This window comes from Alicyclobacillus acidocaldarius subsp. acidocaldarius DSM 446 (assembly GCF_000024285.1).
In the GTDB taxonomy this organism is placed as follows: Bacteria; Bacillota; Bacilli; order Alicyclobacillales; family Alicyclobacillaceae; genus Alicyclobacillus; species Alicyclobacillus acidocaldarius.
In genome coordinates, this window is the sequence record NC_013205.1 from 899,339 (window position 1) to 917,550 (window position 18,212).

Here is an 18,212-nt window from a genome sequence, read left to right on the forward strand (position 1 = left end):
GCACGGCCGGTCGAGGTCATACGCAAACTCGCCCGCAGGCACGCCTGCGCGCAAAAGGGGGTGCGCGCGCCGCCATCCTGCGCTATGATGAAGGGCGTTGAACGAGAGAGAAACGGAGTGGCGCGGCGGTGACGGATCGCAAAGGGCTGTGGTACGCGTTTTTGGCGTATGCGGGCTGGGGGCTCCTCCCTGCGTATTGGAACGTGTTCGAGCGGATGTCTCCTTATGAGCTCCTGTCGTATCGCATGGTGTTTTCGGCGTTGACCATCTGGATTTGGGTGGCCATCGCGCGCCGCGCGCAAAGCGTGGCGGGCGTGATGCGCGACGGACGCCGGGCGCGGCTCATGGCGCTCGGCTCACTCATGATCACGGTGAACTGGCTGACGTTCATCGTCGCGGTGAACACCGGGCATGTGGTGGAGTCGAGCCTCGGTTATTACATCAACCCCATTGTGAACGTGCTCTTGGGCTTGCTGCTCTTTCGCGAGCGGCTCGACGGGTGGCAGTGGGGGGCGCTCGTCGTCGCGATGGCGGGTGTGGGTATCATGATGGCGGCCTACGGACAGGTGCCCTGGTTGGCGCTCGCGCTCGCCGGATCGTTCGGCCTGTACGGCGTGGTGAAAAAGCGCGTGGACGCAGACGCCGTGCAAAGCCTCACGTGGGAAACGACGCTGGCCCTGCCACTCGCAGCCGCGTATCTTGCCGCGACGTTCGCCACACATCGCGTGACCGTCACTCAGCTCACAAGCTGGCAGATGGCGTTGCTTGTCCTCAGCGGCCTTTTCACGGCCGTGCCGCTGCTTCTGTTCGCCATGGCCGCCAAGCGATTGAGCCTCGCGACCCTCGGCATGGTGCAGTACATCTCCCCAACCCTGCAACTCGTCATTGGCCTCGCGGTCGATCACGAAGCCTTCACGCGGGCCGACGCGATAGGATTTGCGTGCATCTGGATGGCGCTTGCGCTCTACACCATCTCGCTGGTGCGAAACGAGCGGCGACATCGCCATCGTCCGGCGGATCGCCAAGCGGTGAGCGAGGCCGCGAAAGGGTGACATGAATCCATGCCCATGACGCTTCAAGCCGTGTTCCGCTCGGCGATGTTGGACATCACGCCGCTTCGCACGTCTCCCGCGTTTTTGCGGCTCTGGATTGGCAGCGGGATCTCGACGCTCGGGGGCACCATGACGCCCTTCGCGGTCATGCTGCAGGTGTATCGAGCCACGCACAGCACCCTCGATGTCGGGCTGACCGGCCTCGCCAGCGTGCTGCCGGGTGCGCTGTTCGTGCTCCTCGGCGGAAGCGTGGGCGATCGCGTCGATCGCCGCAAGCTCGCCCTTCTCGCCACAAGCGGGCAGATGCTCGTGTCGGCGCTCCTCGCTGTGCAGGCGCTCATCGCGTGGTCCGCGCTCTGGCTCATCTACGCGCTGTTGTGCGCGCAGTCGGTGCTCGGAGCCATCAACGCCCCAGCGCGCCGGACGTTTGTGCCGCGCCTTCTGCCCAAGGAGCAGGTCAGAGCGGGGCAGACGCTGAACACCTTGGCCATTCGCTTCGGGGAGGTCGCTGGGCCATCGCTTGCGGGCGTGATCGCCAGTTTCGCCGGGCTCGGGTGGTGTTACGCCTGCGACGCGGCGACCTTTCTCGCGGCACTCTATGCCATCTATCGTTTGCCACCCATGTTGCCAGAGGCCAATGCCAAGCAGCGGAGCATGTTGGACGGCGTGATGGAGGGACTGCGCTTCTTGGGGCGATCGCGCGCCCTTCTCGGCGCCATGTTAGCTGACCTCAGCGTCACCGTGCTTGGCGTGCCCACCGCGCTCCTGCCGGCGCTCGTGAGCGAGCGCTTTGGTGGCCGGCCGGAGACGCTCGGCCTGATGATGGGCGCCACCGGCATCGGCGGCTTGGTCATCCTTGCCCTGTCGGGCCCTGTGCGCCACATTCGGTCCGAAGGCAAAGCGATTCTGGTCGCCTGTGCTGCCTGGGCCATAGCCGCAGGGGGTCTCGGGCTCGCCCCCTTCGTCTGGCTCTGCGTGGCCCTTCTCGGGCTGATGGGCGCGGCAGACTCCATCCTCGTGGTGATGCGCTCGACGCTCATCCAGCAAGGGACGCCGGACGGCCTGCGCGGACGCATTTCCAGCGTGGATTACCTGGTGGGGACGGGCGGTCCGCAGCTCGGCAATCTCCGCGCAGGGCTCGTGGGGAGCCTGCTCCCGCCCGGAGCGTCCATCGCCGTCGGCGGACTTTCCACGCTCGCCGCCATCCTTTGCGTCGGCTGGTTCGTCCCTGAGTTGCGAAGGGCGCAGGCGGAAGAGGGTGTGGGGGCTTCAGACTAGCGGAATGGGCGGGAGGCGAGTCGTCGACTCGCCTCCGAGACGGAGGGCGATGTTCCTTGGCATGTCCTCCTCACGCGTCTGGCCACAACAGGGCCTTGATGGCGCGGCGCTCGTGCATCGCTCGATAGCCTTCCGCCACCTGTTCAAGCGGCAGTTCGAGATCGAACACTTTCCCGGGCTGAATCTTCCCCTCCCAGACCAACTGGATGAGATCCGGCAAGTATCGGCGGACCGGCGCCGGACCTCCATGCAGGTGAATCTGTTTGTAAAACAGCAGCCGTCCGTCCAAGGACACGCCGTGCGGCACGCCGACGAAGCTCATGTGCCCGCCCGGGCGCGTGCACTGGATGGCCTGCATCATGGATTCGTTTGTGCCGACGCACTCGAGCACCGACTCCGCGCCGAGGCCGTCCGTCATGTCCAGGATGCGCTTGACCCCTTCTTCGCCGCGCTCCTCGACAATGTCCGTGGCGCCAAATTCCTTCGCCAGGGCCTGTCTCTTCTCGTGCCGGCTCATCACGATGATCCGCGAGGCGCCCATCTGCTTGGCCGCGATCACGGCGCAGAGTCCCACAGCGCCGTCGCCCACAATCACCGCGGTCTTGCCCGGCCGCACCTCCGCAGCGTCCGCGGCAAACCAGCCTGTGCCCATCACGTCCGAGAGCGTGAGGAGGCTTGGAATGAGGGCGCGATCCGGCATGCCCGGGGTGGGCACGAGGGTGCCGTCTGCCCAAGGGATGCGCACGTAAGGCGCCTGCGCGCCGGGGATGCTGCGCCGATTGACGCACGAGGACGGGTATCCCGCTTGGCAGATGGGGCACGTGCCGTCGGTCGCGAAAAACGCTCCAATCACAAATTGTCCCGGCTTCACGTGGCGGACGTCCGGGCCGACCTCTTCTACGATGCCGACGTATTCATGTCCCATGGGGATGGGTTTCTCAATGGGGTTCAGGCCGCGGTACGTCCAGAGATCGGAACCACACACGCAGGTGGCGACGGTACGAATGATGGCGTCGGTGGGTTCCTCAATCCGCGGGTCTTCTCGATCTTCGTAGCGGACGTCCCACGGAGCGTGGATCACGGTACCTTTCATGCGCAAGACCTCCTTCGCAAAGGTTCACGTCTATTCTTTCACAGCGATTGTCCCAATGCCGAACCGAATGTGACTCGTTGCGAGGATTCGTGAGGATTTCTACACAGGAGGCAATATTTCGTGTAGATTGATCAACCAGGACTCTGAGAGCGTTACGCGTGCGGCTTGAAATCTGGTAGAGTATAGGGAGGCACTGCCTTGGGGGTCACTCCCTGCCCGTCTCATCAGGCGGGAGGGGGTGAGGGCATGACGGTGGCGGATGCGCTGTCACTTCTGATTCAGTTTGGATCGTTCGTGATGACGTGTCTGTCGCTGGTTGTCGCCTTGGTTCTTGCCTTGACGCGCAAGTGACCGCCCCCATAGGTTCACGGCCCTTGGGGCGGTCACTGCTCAAAGCTATTCAAGCGGATAGCGGCGGGCAGGGATCCTGCCCAGGCGTCGGTGCCTGAGCGTCGGAGCCGCGAACTCCGGCGCTCTTCTCATTGTAAGTGTACCATACTTGGAATATTCGTCAATGCGGCAGTTGTTCTGCGTCCGAGGTTCTTCGGCGTTGACGCGCTTCACCAGAAGTGATATGTTCAATTCTGACAGTCTGCACGGAAGAGAGGAGGTCGAAGCCCATGGTTCGGATGACGAAGCGACCCGTCAAGCCATTCGCGTTTCCAATTGCGGCTCGACCTCCTCGCGCAAGCGCCATCTAGGGCGCTGGCGCGAGTTGCACACGCGGCTCGCGCCGACTCATTCCACACTCGGACTGGGCATGCCGCGCGAGGCATGCCTTTTTGCGTCTAGGGGGCCTGTTTGTGTTTCAAGTGCTGTGGAAACTTCGCCATTTCTTCTGGGAGGAACGAAAGCGATACGGGATCGCCGTCGGGCTCTTGCTGTTCCTCAATGTCATCGACGTGATTCCGCCCTACCTCGTCGGCCGATCCATCGACCTCATGAGCCAGCACGGCATGACGCTCAGGGCGCTCGCCGAGCTCGTGGGCGCCTTGCTCCTGACCATTGTCGTGTCGTACGTGTGCGGCGTGACGTGGCAATATCAGCTCTATTCCGGCGCCCGGACGCTGGAGCTGTCACTGCGCCGTCGGCTCATGGAGCACTTTCTCAAGATGACGCCGCGCTTCTTTGAGCAGAACCGCACGGGCGACCTCATGGCGCGATCGACCAATGACCTGAACGCGGTCATGCAAACGGCCGGATTCGGCATCCTGACGCTCATCGACTCGACGACGTACTCGACGACCATCCTCGTCACCATGGCCGTGCTCGACGGTTGGAAGCTGACCTTGTTCTCGCTCGTGCCCATGCCGTTCATCGCGCTCGCCATGACGAAATTCGGCCAGATCCTGCACGACCGGTTCGAGCGGGCGCAGGATGCCTTCGGGGATATGAACGATCGCGTCCTGGAGACGGTCGCCGGCATTCGCGTGGTGCGCGCCTACGCGCAGGAGCAGAACGAGGAGCGCCGCTTCGCTGAGACGATGGCGGACGTGTATCGGAAGAACATTGCCGTCGCGAAGATCGACGCCCTGTTCGATCCGACCATCAGCCTCCTCGTCGGCGTGACGTACCTCATCGGCCTGGGCTACGGCACGTACCTCGTCTTCCAGAGCCAGCTCACCGTGGGTCAGCTCACGTCGTTCAACGTCTACCTGGGCATGCTGATCTGGCCTATGCTCGCGTTTGGGCAGCTCATCAACATCATGCAGCGCGGCAACGCGTCCTTGGATCGCGTGAACGAGACGCTCGCGTACGAGCCCGACGTGGTGGACGCGGACGGGGCGGCGGAGGTGGCGCGCATCGACGAGATCCGCTTCGAAGGCTACTCGTTCCGCTACCCGTCGTCCGAGCGGGACAACCTGGTGGACATCGATCTCGTCATTCGCCGCGGCCAGACCCTCGGCATCGTGGGCAGGACGGGCAGCGGCAAGTCGACGCTCGTCAAGCAACTTCTGCGCGAGTATCCCGTGGGGCATCGCGGCCGCCTGTTGGTGAACGGCCTACCCATTCAGGACGTCCGAATCGACGCGCTCCATCGGCTGATCGGCTATGTCCCGCAGAACCCGATGCTGTTCTCGCGCAGCGTGCGGGACAATGTCCGCTTTGCCAAGCACGACGCGACGGACGAAGAGGTCGTTCGCGCGCTTCATCTCGCCGGATTTGCGGAGGACATTCCGCGGCTCCCGGACGGGCTCGACACGCTCGTCGGCGAACGGGGCATTTCGCTGTCCGGCGGGCAGAAGCAGCGAATCGCGCTCGCCCGCGCGCTCATTCTGGATCCCGATCTTCTCATTCTGGACGACGCGATGTCGGCCGTGGACGCGCGAACGGAGGCGCACATCCTGCGCTCCATCCGCCGCGTGAGGCAGGGGCGCACCACGCTCATCGTCAGCCACCGCATGTCGGCCGTTCAGCACGCGGACTACATCGTGGTGCTGGATGACGGGCGGATCGCAGAAGCGGGCACGTTTCAGGACCTCATGCGGCTCGGGGGTTGGTACGCCAAGCAGTACCTGCATCAGCAGGCGTTTGGCGAAGCCTCGGACGATCTCGCCGAAGACGCGGAGGCACCTGAAGAGGGCGCGCCAGGCGCGGCGCAACCGTCACTCACCGGGGCGGATAGGGGGGATGTGCGATGAATCGCCACGCATCGGTCCGCGTCGGAAGGCGCCTCGTGCAGTATGCGGGGCACGCGCGCGGCGCCATCGTCGCGGCGCTCATTTTGCTCGTGCTCTCGGTGGCCGCGCAACTCGCGGGCCCGTTTGTCGCGAAAACCATCATCAACCGGGACATCGAGGGCGTGCAGCAGGTCTGGTATCGGGCGCCCGCGGGTGCGCCCGGCGCAGTTCGCGTGGATGGCCAGCTGTACGTGCGCGGCGACAAGCTGCCACACGGAGCGCCGAGACAACAGCCGCACACGCTCATGACGCTCGGCACCACCGCATACTTCTTGCCGGGAACCGTGGAGGCCATCGCGGCGGGGTCTCGGCCCGGGGAAATCCGCGAGGAGGTGGCGGGCCACTGGCGCACCATACCTGCGCACCCCATCAGCCGGGCGCAGATGTTCGCGTTCTACCGGCCCGAGCTGCCGAACGTCATCCGGCTCGCCCTGTTGTATTTCGCGCTGCTCGCCGCCTCCGCCGTCTTTTTGTACGGCCAGCAGTATCTGTTGCAGGTGTCTGCCAACCGCATCCTGCAGCGCATGCGGCGCGACGTCTTTCACCGCATTCACTGCCTGCCCATTTCGTACTTTGACAACACGCCGGCAGGAAAAATTGTCTCGCGCATCACGAACGACACCGAGTCGATTCGCGACTTCTACGTGAACGTGCTGGCGAACGTGCTCTCGAGCGCCGTGACGATGTTTGGCATCTATGTCGCGCTTTTCATCCTGAATGTCGATCTCGCCCTCTTGGCCTGCGCGCTTTTGCCCATCCTGTTTCTTTGGATCTGGCTGTACCGCCGGTATACCGTGCAGGTCAACCTGCGCGTGCGCGCGCTCATCTCCGAGATCAACGCCATGCTGAACGAGACCATCCAGGGCATGCCCATCATCCGCGCGTTCAACCGGGAGGCGAGGACGGCCGCCGAGTTCAACGAGATGAACCAGGCCTACTACGACGGCCAGACGAGGCTTCTGCGCATCAACTCCGCCACGGGATACAACCTCGCGGGCGTCCTGCGCAACCTGTTCTTCGCGGCCATCATCGCGTGGTTCGGATGGCGATCGCTCCATCTCGAGCCCATCGTGTCGCTCGGCGTGCTGTACGCGTTCGTCGATTACCTGAACCGCCTGTTTCAGCCGCTCACGCAGGTCGTCAACCAGCTCGCGACGCTCGAGCAGGCGCGCGCATCCGCCGCGCGCGTCTTCGAGCTCCTCGACGAACCCGGCGTGGAGCCCGAATACGGCGCCATCCCGCGCTTTCGCGGCGAGGTCGAGTTCGATCACGTCTGGTTCTCGTACGACGGCGTTCATCCCGTGCTGAGCGATATCACGTTCACCGCGCAGCCCGGGCAGACCGTCGCACTCGTCGGACACACCGGCTCGGGCAAGAGCTCCATCATGAACCTCCTGTTCCGGTTCTACGATCCGGATCGCGGCGCCATTCGGATCGACGGGCGGGACATCCGCGAGATTCCGCCGCAACAACTGCGGCAGCACATGGCCATCGTGCTTCAGGATCCGTACCTGTTCACGGGAACCATCGCGTGGAACGTCGGCCTCGGGGACCCTCGCGTGAGCCGCGAGCGCATCGAAAAGGCGCTCCGGGACGTGGGGGCGGATCGGCTGCTGAGGAATCTGCCGGGCGGCATCGACGAGCCGGTGCTCGAAGGCGGCAGCACGCTCTCCGCCGGGGAGCGCCAGCTCATCTCGTTCGCGCGCGCACTGGCCTTCGATCCGGCCATCCTGGTGCTCGACGAGGCCACCGCGAATGTCGACAGCGAAACGGAGCGCATCATTCAAGATGCGCTCCAGGTCCTGAAGCGGGGGCGCACCACGTTCATCATCGCGCACAGGCTGTCGACGATTCGCGATGCGGATCTCATCCTGGTGCTTGACCAGGGCGAGATCGTCGAGCGAGGGACGCACGACGAGCTGATGGCGCTGGGCGCCCGATATCGCCAGATGTACGAGCTGCAGACGAAGGCGCTCGGCGTCACAGGTTGACGACGGCGCGGCCCTGCATCCGGCCCGCGAGGATCTGCTTCAGGGCGCTGTCGAGGTCGTCCAGTGTGATGTCGTGGCCGATTTGCCTCAGCGCCTCATCGCTCGGTTTCCACGGCCCGGCGAGCCGGCGCCAGATCTCGCGGCGCGTCTCCATGTCGAGCCACACCGAGTCGATGCCGATGATGGCCGCTTGGCGGCGGAGGAACGGGAACACGCTGGCGGTGAAATCCGGCCCGCCCGTGTAACCGCTGATGGCGATGACGCCGCCGTACTCGAGGCGCTGCAGCAGGTGTGGCACGTATTTGCCCGACACGGGATCGATCACGCCCGCATAGCGCGTCTTCACGTTCAGGTAGGATTCGCCTTCCTGCAGAAGAAGCGCATCGGGCCGCACCACGTCGTCCGCGCCGAGGGTTTTCAGCCATTCGGCGGCCTCGTCCTTGCGCGTCGACGCCACCACGCGGTACCCGGCCCGTTTGGCGATGGCGATGCCGGTCGCGCCGACGCCGCCGGTGGCGCCCGTCACGAGCATGGCGCCCATGGCGGGAGACACGCCGTTTTGCTCCATACGGTACAGGGATAGTGCGGCGGTGAATCCGGCGGTGCCGAGCACCATGGCGTCGCGCAGCGACAGCCCGTCGGGAAGCGGGACCACCCAGTCGGCAGGCACGCGGGCGTATTCGCTGAAGCCCCCGAAGTGGCCCGTGCCGAGATCGTAGCTGGTGCAGATGACGGGATCGCCCGGCCGAAACCGAGCATCCCGCGATTCGACGACTTCGCCTGCGAGATCAATCCCGAGCACCATGGGGTAGCGCGTCACGAGCCGGCTCGCGGGCTGGGAACAGATTCCGTCCTTGTAGTTGACGCTCGAGTAGCGGACGCGGATGAGCACCTCACCTTCGGGCAGTTGGTCTAGGGTGAGCTCGCGGACGCCGGCGCGATGTGCGTTTCCGTCCTGTTCCACCATGTGGGCGCGAAACGTGGTCATGTCGTGTACCTCCTTCGGTGGGCGTGAGCGCATCAGGAAGCGGTTGAACGCTTCGGCGACACGCCGATGTGGTAGAGCAAGAACGCGTGGATCTCGGCCGACTCTCGCAGGTGCTCGAGCCTGCCGGAGGAGCCGAAGTGCCCGGCGCCCATGTGGGTCTTCAGCACGAGCGCCTCCTGACCTGTCTTGGTGGCGCGCAGTTTCGCCACCCACTTGGCAGGCTCCCAGTAGGCGACGCGCGGATCGTTGAGCCCTGTGGTCACAATCAGGTGCGGGTACCGCTTCGGCTCGACGTTGTCGTACGGGCTGTACGATTTCATGTAGAAGTAGTACGTCTCATCCCGCGGATCGCCCCACTCGTCCCATTCGAGCGTCGTCAGCGGGATGGTGGGATCGAGCATCGTGGTGACCACGTCGACGAACGGGACGCCCGCCGAGATGGCGGCAAACCGATCCCCGCCCATGTTGGCCACGGCGCCCATCAGGAGGCCGCCCGCGGACCGCCCGTCGGCTGCCAGTTTTTCGGGCGACGTGTAGCCCTCGCGGATGAGCGCATCCGCACAGGCGATGAAGTCGGTGAACGTGTTCTTCTTCCGCAGCATTTTGCCGTTCTCGTACCAGTGCCGCCCCATCTCCGATCCGCCGCGGACGTGCGCGATGGCGTAGATCACGCCGCGATCGAGCAAGGGGAGAAGCAGCGTCGGCATGAAGACGGGATCCAGGTTGTGTCCGTAGGAGCCGTATCCGTAGAGAATGCACGGTGCGGGCCCCTCACGTCGCGCGTCCTTTCGATACACGAGGGAGACGGGGACGTCGGTCCCGTCGCCCGCCTTCGCCCAGAGGCGCTCCTGCACGTAGTCGGACGGATGGTACGGACCATTGACCGGCTGGCGGTGAAGCTCCTTCCTGGTGACGCTCACGGGATCGAGCGCATAGGTGGTGCGCGGTGTCAGAAACGACTCGTACTGGATGAGCACCTCGCGAGTGTCGTAGCGGCGATTCGTCGACACGGACACGGTGTAAAGCGGCTCGTCCCACTCGAGTCGCGTGAGGCGCCCGTCGGCGAACGTCCAGATCTGCGTCAAGCCGCCTTCCCGGCCCTCGATCACGACGGCCTCCCGGAACGGGTGCACGCCGGTGAGGTACCGGGCTTCGTCGTACGGGAACAGCTCCTCCAGGCGCTCATCCTCGCACGGCGCGACGGGGTGGCGAAACAGGCTGAAGTTCGGGCGCTCGAGATTCGTCAGGACGAGAAACGCGTCTTCCCAGTGCTCGAGCTCGTACTCCACATCCGCCTGGCGCGGGCGGAACACGGTCCACGTGCCGAGCGGATCGTCCGCCGGCAGATAGCGGACCTCCGTCGAGGTCTTCGTGGAGGAGGTGAGGAACAAATACCTGCCGCTCTGCGACTTCGTGAGCGTGAGAATGCAGGTCTCGTCGTCCTCCTGGTACAAGAGCGCGTCCTGCTCGGCCGGATCGCCAAGCCGATGCCGGTACAGGCGGTACGGTCGCTGCGCCTCGTCCACGGTGATGTAGAACAGGTACTGTCCATCCGCGCTCCAGGCGACACTGCCGTCGATGAACACGCCCTCGATGCGATCCGGCAGCATCTCACCGGTCACCAGGTCCTTGACGAGAAGCGTGTACCGATCCGTCCCGTCCCGGTTTTCCAGGTACGCCAGCCGCTTCTCGTCCGGGCTCGTGGCGAGCACGGTGACGCTCAGGTACCCGTCGCCGGCGAGATCGTTCAGATTGAGGAGAATCTCCTCCTCGGCGTCGGCCAGCGCGTCGCGGGAGGCCGCGCGCTTGCGGGCGTGGATCGGGTACTGCAAGGACTTTTCCATACGCGTGTAGTAGTAATACTGGTCTCCCTGGACGGGAACGCGCTCTTCCGCGTCGGGAATGCGGGCGACCATCGCTTCGTACAGCTCGTCGGTGAGCGGCTGGATGCGCTCCATGTACCAGCGGTAGTATGTATTCTCGTCTTCGAGATACTGAATCACATCGGGGTTGTCGCGATCTCGGAGCCAATAGTACGGATCAATCCGGCGGTCTCCGTGGATCTCGAGCACTTTGGGGATCGCTTTTGCCTTCGGCGCTTCCATGAGGTCACTCCTTCGCGGCGTTGATGGCGGTTTCAACGCGATTTCGAGGCTTCACGAGTATCATACCATGCGGCGTTTGCTGGCGCCTGTCGCCAGCGCACATGGGGGTGGGTGGCTTGCGCAAGCTGTTTCCCTATCTGCGGCCGTACCGGCTGCGCATTGTTCTCATCGTGACGTTCATCTTCCTACAGGTGCTTGGAAACCTGTACCTTCCGACGCTCATGTCCGAGATCGTCGACAACGGCGTGTTGAAAGGCAACCTGCCTTACATCGTCCGCATGGGCGGATTCATGCTCGCCGTCTCGATCATCGCGGTGGGATTCTCCATCACCGCGAGCTACCTGTCCTCGCAGACGGCCGCGAGTTTCGGCAAGCACCTTCGGCGAGACCTGTTTGCCCATGTGCAGACGTTTTCGCTGGAGGAGATCGACCGGTTTTCGACGGCGTCGCTCATCACCCGCACGACCAACGACATCACGCAGGTGCAGCAGCTCGTCAACATGATGCTGCGCATGATGATCATGGCGCCGCTCAACTGCATCGGTGGCGTGCTCATGGCCGTCTACACGGATGCGAAACTTTCCCTCGTGGTCTGGCTGATGCTCCCGGTGCTCGCGGGCGTCATTGTGCTCGTGTTTGGCCGGGCGAGCCGGCTGTTCCGCCTCATGCAGGGAAAGATTGACGTGCTGAATCGCGTGTTGCGCGAGAACCTGACGGGCATTCGCGTCATCCGGTCGTTTAACCAGGTGGCGCGTGAGGCGGAGCGGTTTGATCGCGCCAACGCCGATCTCACGGGCACCACCACCCGGGTGCAGAAGATCATGGCCGCGCTGTCGCCGGCGCTGATGCTCGTCATCAACCTGGCCGTGATCGCCATTCTGTGGTTCGGCGGTGTGCGCGTGGCGAGCGGAAAGATGGAAATTGGCTCCCTGATGGCGTTCATCCAGTATGTGACGCAGCTGTTGTTCGCCATCATGATGGTGTCTATGATGTTTTTCATGATCCCGCGCGCGAACGCGTCCGCCAATCGCATCTGGGAGGTCTTGTCGAGCGAGACGCGGATTCGCAATCCGGAATCGCCGAGGTCGGAACCTCAGGCCGCGGGGCTCGTCGAGTTTCGAGGCGTGACGTTCCGGTATCCCGGCGCGGAGGCGCCTGCGCTGTCGGACATTTCGTTTGTCGCAAGGCCGGGTGAGGTCACGGCCATCATCGGCGGGACGGGATCGGGCAAGTCGACGCTCGTGAGCCTCATTCCTCGCTTCTACGACGTGGAGTCCGGGAGCGTGCTCGTGGGCGGGATCGACGTGCGCGCGTGGGACCAGGAGGCGCTGCGCGGAGAGATTGGCTATGTGCCGCAGAAATCCGTCCTGTTCAGCGGCACCATCGCGGAGAACATCCGGGCGGGCCGCGAGGATGCGAGCGACGAAGAGGTGCGCGAAGCCGCCCGCATTGCACAGGCGCTCGAGTTCATCGAGCAGATGCCAAACGGCTTCGACGCGGTGGTGGAGCAGGGCGGGAGAAACCTCTCGGGAGGCCAGAAGCAGCGCCTCTGCATCGCCCGGGCGCTTGTGCGCCGAGCGCCCATTTACATCTTCGACGACAGCTTTTCTGCGCTCGACTTTCGAACCGATGCGCGCCTCCGCCAGGCGCTTCGCGAGGCGGTGAGCGATGCGACGGTCATCATTGTGGCACAGCGGGTGAACACGATTCGCGATGCGAACCAAATCGTTGTGCTGGACGAGGGGCGCGTGGCCGGGATCGGCACGCATGAGGAGCTGCTCGCCAACTGTCAGGTGTACCGGGAGATTGTCCGGTCGCAACTCGGGGAGGAGGTCACGGCATGAGTCAGGATCGGCGGGAGATGCCAGCCATGCGCCCGCCCATGCCGATGCGCCACGGCGGCATGCGGCCTGGCATGCCGGTGCAGAAACCGAAGGACTTCGGCGGGACCGCGCGGCGCCTCATGCGCTACTTTCGGCCGCACGCATGGCGCATCGGCTTCGTGTTCGTGATGACCGTGCTCGGGACCCTGTTCTCGATTCTCGGCCCGGACGTCATGAAGGGCATCACGAACGATCTCGTCGCGGGCTTGCGGCACCAGTGGATGCATTTGCCCGGCCCTGCGTTCAACTGGGCGGACATCGTGCGCGTGCTGGAGGAACTGGCGGGTCTGTACGCGCTCTCGAGCGTGTTCAGCTACCTGCAGCAGTACATGATGGCCGGCGTGGCCCAGAAGACCGTGTACGCGCTCCGGCGAGACGTGTACGCGAAGCTTGAGCGCCTGCCGCTCTCGTTCTTCGACGGGCGCCCCATCGGCGATGTCATGAGCCGGTTCGTGAACGACTTCGACAACATCGGCAACACCCTGCAGCAGGCGTTGCTTCAGTTCGTATCGAGCATTGTGACGTTCGTCGGCGTGATCGCGGTCATGCTGTCCATCAGTCCGCTCATGACGCTCGTGATGTTTCTCACGTTGCCGCTGTCGTTTTTCGTGACGCGGTTTGTGACCAAGCGATCGCAGGGCTTTTTCGTGGGCCAGCAGCGGTCCTTGGGGCTCTTGAACGGCCACATCGAAGAGATGTACACCGGGCACACCATCGTGCGCGCGTTCAATATGGAGCGACGGGCGCTGGAGACGTTCGATCGGCACAACGAGGGGCTGTACGAATCCGGGTGGCGAGCGCAATTCGTCTCGGGCCTCATCTTCCCGCTCAACAATTTCATCGGCAACCTGGGTTACGTGCTGGTCAGCGTGATCGGCGGGCTGTTTGTGGCGCGCGGCACCATCAGCATTGGGGACATCCAGGCGTTCATCCTGTACGCGCGCCAGTTCTCGCAGCCCATCACTCAGTTGTCCAGCATATCCAACATCATCCAGTCGACCATCGCGTCCGCGGAGCGGATCTTCGAGCTGTTGGATGAGCAGGAGGAGGCGCCGGATCCCGAGCATCCCGTTCGCCTCCGTGAGCCGCGCGGTGCCGTGGCGTTCCAGCACGTCTCGTTTCGCTACAAGGACGATCAACCGCTCATCGAGGATTTGAATCTCGAGGTCGCCGCAGGCGAGACCGTGGCCATCGTCGGTCCGACCGGAGCTGGCAAGACGACACTCGTCAATTTGCTGATGCGGTTCTACGACGTGCGCGAGGGTTCCATCACCATCGACGGCGTCGATATCCGCGACATGACGCGCGCGGATCTTCGCAGCCTCTTTGGGATGGTGCTTCAGGACACGTGGCTATTCCACGGCTCCATCCGCGACAATATCGCGTATGGAAGACCCGGCGCCAGCGAGGAGGAGATCCTTCGGGCGGCGCGGGCAGCGCGAGCGGATCACTTCATTCGCACGCTGCCGGACGGCTACGACACCGTGATCAACGAAGAGGCCTCGAACCTGTCTCAGGGCCAAAAACAGCTCATCACCATCGCCCGCGCCATTTTGGCCGATCCCGCCATCCTCATTCTCGACGAGGCCACCTCGAGCGTGGATACGCGCACGGAGCTTCTCATCCAAGAGGCAATGCAGCGACTGATGGAGGGCAGGACGAGTTTTGTCATCGCGCACCGGCTGTCCACCATCCAGAACGCCGATCAGATCCTCGTCATGAACCGCGGCCGCGTGATCGAACAAGGCACGCACCGCGAACTCTTGGAGAAGGGTGGCTTCTACGCCGAGCTGTATCGCAGTCAGTTCGGCGGATCGAGCGTCGACGAGGCCCTGCGCGAGGCGTCCCAAAGCGGGGCGGCGCAAATCAGCGGCTCGTGATCAATGGATGGATGAAACAGGAAATGAGTGGGCAAGCTAGGGTCATCGAAACTCGATGGAGGCGATGACCCATGGGGCCCGCTCTTCTGCTTTCTATCGCGTTCTTCGGATTTTCACATCCGGACACACACGCCGCTTCCGCCGCGACACGGCAGGCGGTGTACGGGCCAACCGTGCACGCCGTTCGCCTGGACGCGGCCCATCACGTGGTGACGGTCGATCTCCGGCCGGTGGCAGGACCTCGCGCCTCCTCGCCGCTTGAGGCGACGGACGGGCGCGGCGTGACGGCGCCCACGTCTCCCGACGCGTACACGGACGGCCGGGCCATCACGGCGCCTGTGTCTCCACATGCGTACACGGACGGCCGGGACACGGGCCGCACCATGCGTGCCAATCGCGGCGCGCTCGTGCTCTCCGTGCCGCTCGGCTGGGAGCTCGACGTCGAGGGCATGGCGGCCGAGAGCTGCCAGGTGCGCACGGTGGACCTCGAGCACCCGGCGTTTCAACCCATCCCTGGCGCGGCGGATCGACTTCATCGGCGCTTTCTGCTCGGGCATCCCGGCACGTACCGGCTCGTGACCATCGACGCGGGGCAGGTGGCGAGGGTGTTGGACACCGTCATTGTGTCGCCCCATCTCCGCGAACCCGTCATCGGCGCGCCGTGATCCCTCCGCACGTGACGGCACCGCATCGTCTTCAAAGCATCTGGGCGCAGAGCATGCCGAAGTACGTCGGCCGCTCGTAGGACAACACGCGCGGGTGCCGCTCATCCTTGGGCACGGCGCCCGCCAGGACCAGCGCCTGCCACATGCCGTCGGGCCGCGCGTTTTCGATCATCTCGTCCGGGAAATCCGCCAACCGTTCCAGGTCTCCTGCCGCGATGGCGCGTTCCACCTCCGCGTCGAGTCTCGCGGCGTCCTCGTGGTAGCCGTACGGGCCGTCCTGCGCGTGCGCATGCGCCCAATCGCAGCTCGCGATCACGGCGGCCCGGCGATGGAGAGCGTCGCACGCGGCTCGAATGGCGCGGCCCAGGCGGACGTGTTCCTCAAACGGGCGGGATGGCGCCGTCTGAACCACCACCACCGGGCGATCCGGCATGAAGGAAAGCGGGATCATCGTTCCCCAGTCGAGGGGCAGGGTGGAGAGAGGGCCGTCCGCGGTGGCGAAGTTCAGGACGGCCAAAGGCAGGTCGGGCGAAGCGAGCTTTGCGATCTCGCGCGCGAGCTCGCGATCTACGGCGCGGCGCATGTGCACGCGGTTGCCCTTGTCGAGCCGGTGCGCTCGCACCATCAGCGCCGCGGTCTGTTCGCTGAGCTCGCCCTCCATGTAGGCGCTTGCACTGAGGGTGAATTGGCCCTCCGCGCGGATGCCGTGCGGGGTGATGACAATCAACGCGTCGGGATCGGCGGTCTGAGCGGCGCGGCCTAGTTCCACGAGGCTTGCGCGCGTTTTGGACATCAGGTCCGGACCCTCGCCGACGAGTTCAGGGAGAATGGGCAGGCCGTGCGGCGCGATGGCTGCAAAGACGATGCTCATGGAATCGCCTCCTGACGCCACTGTAGACGAAATCTCGCGGGAACGCCACATTTGGCTGACGTAAGAGAAGCGGCTACAATAGAGTCAGAGGAGCGAGACGGCCGGGGGCGATGGGGAATGCCGAAGAGTCGCGAGCAGGCGTTTAACGAGATCGTTCGCAGGGTTCGCAAGGAGTGTTTCGGCAAAGGGCCAGAGCGAATTCACACCGTGTTTGTCGAGAACATGGCCATCTCCGTGCTGCAGGGCAACCTGACGCCGACGGAAAAATTCATCAGCCGAACGCCTGAAGGGGCCGAGATGGTGCGGGTGGCCCGCACCAGTATGATTCAGGAGTTGTACAAGCGCAAGGTCCCCGAGGGGCTGGAAGAAGTGGCGGGATCGAAGTTCCTCTACCTGTTTTCCGACTTCAAGGTGGAGGAGGACATGGGGGTCTCGGTGTTCATCTTTGAGCGCCCCATCCCGCGGGATCCGCTGCCGGACGGAGAGCCGCGGTTCGAGAAACAAGGAAATCCAGCGCAAGAATCCGCAGAATGAGTTGTATTCGGTTTCAGATCGAACGTGGTATAATGATAGCGCGTGGCGGGTGCATTCGCGTGAGTGGGCGCGCTACGAACAATTGGCTCGGCGCTTGAATGGTTGGCCTGTAGGTTCTGCAGGCGAACACATCGGCACAAGTTGACCGCGGAGAGCGGCAATTTGTGTCCTTTTTTGTGCGCGCAATGGATGGGTAATTATGGATGGTGTTGTAGGTATGAAGCGTGTCGCGCTGCACAAGGTAACGGTGGGAACGATGTGAACCCAGAAGAGCGCTGAGCAGAAGAGGGTGAGATTCGAATGAGCAACGGGTTTTTGAGTCCAGCGGAGATCGCGCAACTCGCAGTTGAAGTCGGCGAAAAGAAGACGAAGGAAGCATGGTGGAAGCTGCTCATTCTCGGCATTCTGGCAGGCGCGTTCATCGCGCTGGGGTTCCTGGTCGACATCCGGGTGACGGCCAGCTTGCCCGATAGCCTGGCGTCCATCAAGAGCCTGATAGGCGGCGCGGTGTTTCCGGTCGGCCTCATGCTTGTGGTCATCGCGGGTGGTGAACTCCTGACCGGCAACATGATGACGGTCCCGATCGCCGTGCACGCGGGGCGCGCGAGCATCGGAGGTCTCGTGTACAACTGGTTCTGGGTGCTCGTGGGCAATCTCCTCGGTTCGCTGTTCGTCGCGGGCGCGTTCGGCGTCGGCGCGCATTTGTTGACGGCCGACCCGTTCAAGGCGACCGTGATCGCCATCGCGACGGCGAAGGCCAAGCTTGCGTTTGGGCCGACCATTCTGTCCGCCATCGGGTGTAACTGGTTGGTCTGCCTCGCGGTCTGGATGGCGTACGGCGCCAAGGATATCGTAGGAAAAATCTTCGCCATCTGGTTCCCCATCATGGCGTTCGTGGCGATTGGCTTCCAGCACGTCGTGGCCAACATGTTCGTGTTGCCGGCTGGCCTCTGGGTTGGCGCCGACTATTCCTGGGGCAAGGTCATCGAGGAGTGGTGCGGCGCGTTCATCGGCAACGCCATCGGCGGCTGGATCTTCACCGCACTCGCCTATTATCTCGTGTACCTGACGAAGTCCCGCCGCGAGGCGTGACACGTCCACTCGAACGCCCGCCCGCCATCGGCCGCGCCCTCCTCGTGGGGCGCGGCCCGTCTACGCGGCCGTCTGTCTCCTCTCGCGCGCAAACTGAAA

At 64.0% G+C, this 18,212-nt stretch carries 14 protein-coding genes; 10 read left to right on the forward strand and 4 right to left on the reverse strand.

The genetic code is table 11. From position 1 onward, the window contains the following. Positions 1-128 precede the first annotated feature (128 nt). Entirely contained in the window at positions 129-1,052 is a 924-nt protein-coding gene (rarD, locus tag AACI_RS04150; protein WP_012810226.1) for an EamA family transporter RarD, read from the forward strand. A gap of 9 nt (positions 1,053-1,061) precedes the next feature. Next, on the forward strand, positions 1,062-2,330 hold the full coding sequence (locus tag AACI_RS04155; protein WP_012810227.1) for an MFS transporter: 1,269 nt from the start codon (positions 1,062-1,064) through the stop codon (positions 2,328-2,330). 70 nt (positions 2,331-2,400) lie between these two features. Here AACI_RS04155 and AACI_RS04160 read toward each other — a convergent pair whose 3' ends face one another. Further along, positions 2,401-3,423 (reverse strand): zinc-dependent alcohol dehydrogenase family protein, encoded by a 1,023-nt coding sequence (locus AACI_RS04160; protein WP_012810228.1) that lies wholly within the window; start codon positions 3,421-3,423, stop codon positions 2,401-2,403. Positions 3,424-3,669: 246 nt separating this feature from the next. Between AACI_RS04160 and AACI_RS16875 the strand changes: the two genes are divergently transcribed. From AACI_RS16875 to AACI_RS04170, 3 genes are all read left to right on the forward strand, one after another. Continuing rightward, on the forward strand, positions 3,670-3,774 hold the full coding sequence (locus AACI_RS16875; RefSeq protein ID WP_012810229.1) for a putative holin-like toxin: 105 nt from the start codon (positions 3,670-3,672) through the stop codon (positions 3,772-3,774). Positions 3,775-4,226: 452 nt separating this feature from the next. Next, positions 4,227-6,065, forward strand: coding sequence for an ABC transporter ATP-binding protein (locus tag AACI_RS04165; protein WP_012810230.1), 1,839 nt, complete (start codon positions 4,227-4,229; stop codon positions 6,063-6,065). Beyond that, the gene (locus tag AACI_RS04170; protein ID WP_012810231.1) at positions 6,062-8,095 is read left to right on the forward strand and encodes an ABC transporter ATP-binding protein; all 2,034 of its coding nucleotides are present in this window, start codon (positions 6,062-6,064) and stop codon (positions 8,093-8,095) included. Before AACI_RS04165 ends, AACI_RS04170 begins: the two co-directional genes overlap by 4 nt. Here the strand turns inward: AACI_RS04170 and AACI_RS04175 are convergent. Then, complete coding sequence (locus AACI_RS04175) at positions 8,085-9,083, reverse strand: acrylyl-CoA reductase family protein (protein WP_012810232.1); 999 nt, start codon at positions 9,081-9,083, stop codon at positions 8,085-8,087. The two genes, AACI_RS04170 and AACI_RS04175, sit on opposite strands and share 11 nt — an antisense overlap. Positions 9,084-9,115: 32 nt before the next feature. Beyond that, the gene (locus AACI_RS04180; protein ID WP_012810233.1) at positions 9,116-11,188 is read right to left on the reverse strand and encodes a S9 family peptidase; all 2,073 of its coding nucleotides are present in this window, start codon (positions 11,186-11,188) and stop codon (positions 9,116-9,118) included. A gap of 116 nt (positions 11,189-11,304) precedes the next feature. On the opposite strand from AACI_RS04180, the gene AACI_RS04185 reads away from it, so the two are divergent. The 3 genes from AACI_RS04185 (at position 11,305) to AACI_RS04195 (ending at position 15,616) form a co-directional block, all read left to right on the forward strand. Further along, positions 11,305-13,032, forward strand: coding sequence for an ABC transporter ATP-binding protein (locus AACI_RS04185; RefSeq protein ID WP_012810234.1), 1,728 nt, complete (start codon positions 11,305-11,307; stop codon positions 13,030-13,032). Then, complete coding sequence (locus AACI_RS04190; protein ID WP_012810235.1) at positions 13,029-14,951, forward strand: ABC transporter ATP-binding protein; 1,923 nt, start codon at positions 13,029-13,031, stop codon at positions 14,949-14,951. The genes AACI_RS04185 and AACI_RS04190 overlap by 4 nt, the downstream gene beginning before the upstream one ends. A 71-nt stretch (positions 14,952-15,022) precedes the next feature. After that, the gene (locus AACI_RS04195) at positions 15,023-15,616 is read left to right on the forward strand and encodes a hypothetical protein (RefSeq protein ID WP_012810236.1); all 594 of its coding nucleotides are present in this window, start codon (positions 15,023-15,025) and stop codon (positions 15,614-15,616) included. A gap of 31 nt (positions 15,617-15,647) precedes the next feature. Here the strand turns inward: AACI_RS04195 and AACI_RS04200 are convergent, their stop codons facing one another. Continuing rightward, positions 15,648-16,487, reverse strand: a complete 840-nt coding sequence (locus AACI_RS04200) for a DODA-type extradiol aromatic ring-opening family dioxygenase (protein WP_012810237.1) — start codon at positions 16,485-16,487, stop codon at positions 15,648-15,650. Positions 16,488-16,604: 117 nt separating this feature from the next. Between AACI_RS04200 and AACI_RS04205 the strand changes: the two genes are divergently transcribed. Beyond that, positions 16,605-17,021: a DUF2294 domain-containing protein gene (locus AACI_RS04205; protein WP_012810238.1), complete on the forward strand. Its 417-nt coding sequence runs from the start codon at positions 16,605-16,607 to the stop codon at positions 17,019-17,021. A 300-nt stretch (positions 17,022-17,321) separates the two neighbouring features. Then, entirely contained in the window at positions 17,322-18,113 is a 792-nt protein-coding gene (locus AACI_RS04210) for a formate/nitrite transporter family protein (protein ID WP_012810239.1), read from the forward strand. The last annotated feature ends 99 nt before the right edge of the window (positions 18,114-18,212 follow it).

Excerpts from the sequence above, each read along its gene's own strand:
- AACI_RS04155 (WP_012810227.1), top strand. The coding sequence starts at position 1,062 with ATGCCCATGACGCTTCAAGCCGTGTTCCGCTCGGCGATGTTGGACATC.
- AACI_RS04160 (WP_012810228.1), bottom strand. The coding sequence starts at position 3,423 with ATGAAAGGTACCGTGATCCACGCTCCGTGGGACGTCCGCTACGAAGAT.
- AACI_RS16875 (WP_012810229.1), top strand. The coding sequence starts at position 3,670 with ATGACGGTGGCGGATGCGCTGTCACTTCTGATTCAGTTTGGATCGTTC.
- AACI_RS04170 (WP_012810231.1), top strand. The coding sequence starts at position 6,062 with ATGAATCGCCACGCATCGGTCCGCGTCGGAAGGCGCCTCGTGCAGTAT.
- AACI_RS04175 (WP_012810232.1), bottom strand. The coding sequence starts at position 9,083 with ATGACCACGTTTCGCGCCCACATGGTGGAACAGGACGGAAACGCACAT.
- AACI_RS04180 (WP_012810233.1), bottom strand. The coding sequence starts at position 11,188 with ATGGAAGCGCCGAAGGCAAAAGCGATCCCCAAAGTGCTCGAGATCCAC.
- AACI_RS04190 (WP_012810235.1), top strand. The coding sequence starts at position 13,029 with ATGAGTCAGGATCGGCGGGAGATGCCAGCCATGCGCCCGCCCATGCCG.
- AACI_RS04195 (WP_012810236.1), top strand. The coding sequence starts at position 15,023 with ATGGGGCCCGCTCTTCTGCTTTCTATCGCGTTCTTCGGATTTTCACAT.
- AACI_RS04200 (WP_012810237.1), bottom strand. The coding sequence starts at position 16,487 with ATGAGCATCGTCTTTGCAGCCATCGCGCCGCACGGCCTGCCCATTCTC.
- AACI_RS04205 (WP_012810238.1), top strand. The coding sequence starts at position 16,605 with ATGCCGAAGAGTCGCGAGCAGGCGTTTAACGAGATCGTTCGCAGGGTT.
- AACI_RS04210 (WP_012810239.1), top strand. The coding sequence starts at position 17,322 with ATGAGCAACGGGTTTTTGAGTCCAGCGGAGATCGCGCAACTCGCAGTT.